2 protein-coding genes are annotated in these 2,458 nt (G+C 63.5%); both read left to right on the forward strand.

Going from position 1 to position 2,458, the window contains the following annotated elements; translation table 11 throughout:
• A partial coding sequence (locus AC5DC2_RS22925) for a strawberry notch C-terminal domain-containing protein (RefSeq protein ID WP_491700159.1) occupies window positions 1–1,302 on the forward strand: 1,302 nt, incomplete at its 5' end.
• Window positions 1,302–2,339 (forward strand): DUF7146 domain-containing protein, encoded by a 1,038-nt coding sequence (locus AC5DC2_RS22930; protein ID WP_024707711.1) that lies wholly within the window; start codon window positions 1,302–1,304, stop codon window positions 2,337–2,339. The genes AC5DC2_RS22925 and AC5DC2_RS22930, both read left to right, overlap by 1 nt.
• Window positions 2,340–2,458: the final 119 nt, after the last annotated feature.

Here is a 2,458-nt window from a genome sequence, read left to right on the forward strand (position 1 = left end):
CGCACCAACCGCACCAATCAGGCGCAGCCGCCGCTGTTCCGACCCATCGCCACGGATGTCAAAGCCGAGAAGCGCTTCCTTTCGACCATCGCCCGCCGCCTCGACACGCTGGGCGCGATCACACGCGGCCAGCGTCAGACCGGCGGTCAGGGGCTGTTCCGTCCCGAGGATAATCTGGAATCCGCCTATGCCCGCGATGCGCTGCGCCAGCTCTATCTGCTGATCGTGCGCGGCAAGGTCGAGGGCTGCTCGTTGGAGCGGTTTGAAGCCGCCACCGGCCTGAAGCTGATGGATTCGACCGGCATCAAGGACGACCTGCCGCCGATCACCACCTTCCTCAACCGCCTGCTGGCGCTGACCATCGAGTTGCAGGGCATCCTGTTCTCGGCCTTCGAGCAGCTTCTGCAGGCGCGGATCGACGGGGCAATTGCATCCGGGACCTATGACATGGGGTTGGAAACGCTGAAGGCGGAGAGCTTCATCGTCACCGACCGGCAGGTGATCCACACCCATCCGGGCACAGGGGCGGAAACCCGGCTCCTGACGCTCACCGAGCGCAGGCGCAATCAACCGGTTTCGCTCGATGCCGCGCTGGCGGAACTGGATGATCCCCGCGCAAGATTGCTCATCAACGAGCGATCCGGTCGCGCCGCCGTGCAGATCCCGACCACCAGCATCATGCTGGATGATGGCGAGATCGAACGGCGCGTGCGGCTGATCCGGCCGATGGAGGCGATGAACATTCCTGTGCGGGCGATGGGTGACACCCACTGGATCGAGGCCGACCGTTCCGCCTTCAACGCAGCCTGGAAGACAGAACTGGCCGAGGTGCCGGAGTTCACCGACAGTACCCTGCATATGGTGACAGGGCTGCTTCTGCCGATCTGGAAACGCCTGCCGCAGGAGTCTTCCCGTGTCTATCGGCTCCAGACCGACGAGGGCGAACGCATCATCGGTCGCCGGGTATCGCCGGCCTGGGCCGCCAATGCTTCGACCAGTGGCGTCACCAACAGCCTGACACCGGATGCCGCCTATGCTGCGCTGATCGAAGGTCGCACGATCCTCGACCTTGCCGAGGGGCTGCAACTGCGCCGCGTCCGCGTCATGGGCGCCAACCGGATCGAACTGACCTGCTTTACCGATGCAATGCGTGATCGGCTGCGGGCCTATGGTCTCTTCAGTGAGATCATCTCGTGGAAACTGCGCTTCTTCGTACCCGTCGATGCAACGGGGCCGGAGATCATCGGCAAACTGCTTGACCGCTTCCCGGCCCTGCGCATCGGTGAGCGGGAGGCCGCATAATGTCGCGTCTCAACGCTTCCGAACTGGCGCACCGTCTCGGCCGACAGGCCGAGGCGGTGTGCCGCCACTATCTCTCCAATGGCCGCAAACAGGGCAATTACTGGCAGGTTGGCGATGTCCGAAACACGGCTGGCCGCTCGATGTTCGTCCGGTTGCACGACAGCGTGAAAGGCATTGCCGGCAAATGGCAGGACTCGGCCACGGGTGAATATGGCGATCTGCTGGATGTGATCCGGGATTCGCTCGGTCTGATCGACTTCGCAGATGTTGCCGAAGAAGCCCGGCACTTCCTCAGCCTGCCGCATCCTGAACTGCAGCCGTCATCCTGTCCGTCCCGAACGCCTGCACCATCGGGATCATCCGAGGCGGCACGTCGCCTCTGGCGCATGACACAGCCGCTGATCGGCAGCATCGCAGAAGCGTATTTACGCGGACGCGGCATTACGGATTTACGCCAAACCGCAAATCTGCGCTTCCATCCCAACTGCTACTGGCGCCCCGAGGACGATGGCCCGACGCAAACCTGGCCCGCCATGATCGCCGCCGTTACCGACCTCGATGGCAGGATCACCGGCGCACACCGCACATGGCTGGCCTCGGACGGCTCCGGCAAAGCACCTGTCGATCCGCCGAGGAAGGCAATGGGCGACCTGCTCGGACACGCGGTTCGTTTCGGGGATGCGAAGGATGCCATGGCAGCGGGGGAAGGTATCGAAACCATCCTGTCGCTTCGTCAGGCTTTGCCCACCATGCCGATGGTTTCCGCGCTCTCGGCCGGACATCTCGCTGCCATCCTGTTTCCGCCGCAACTGCGCACGCTCTATATCGTCCGCGACAACGATCCGGCAGGTGACAGCGCCCGTGATAGCTTGGTGAACCGGGCGCACGAGGCCGGGATCAAGGCTATCACGCTCTCGCCCATGATGGGGGACTTCAACGAAGATCTCGCAACTCACGGGCTGGATGCCGTTCGGGCAGAGATCCGGGTGCAAATCGCTCCCGAGGACGTCAGCCGTTTCACGGCTTCAAGTGCATAGCCGGTACGGATCCGTGATCGGGGCGTTCCGATCCTGTCATGCGCATAGGCTGCATCCTGTCATCAGCAGAGGACCGCGCCTTGGCCTTCCGAGAGGGCGATCGGCCCACAAACGCTCCG

It is taken from the genome of Martelella sp. (assembly GCF_984369615.1).

Excerpts from the sequence above, each read along its gene's own strand:
- AC5DC2_RS22930 (WP_024707711.1), top strand. The coding sequence starts at position 1,302 with ATGTCGCGTCTCAACGCTTCCGAACTGGCGCACCGTCTCGGCCGACAG.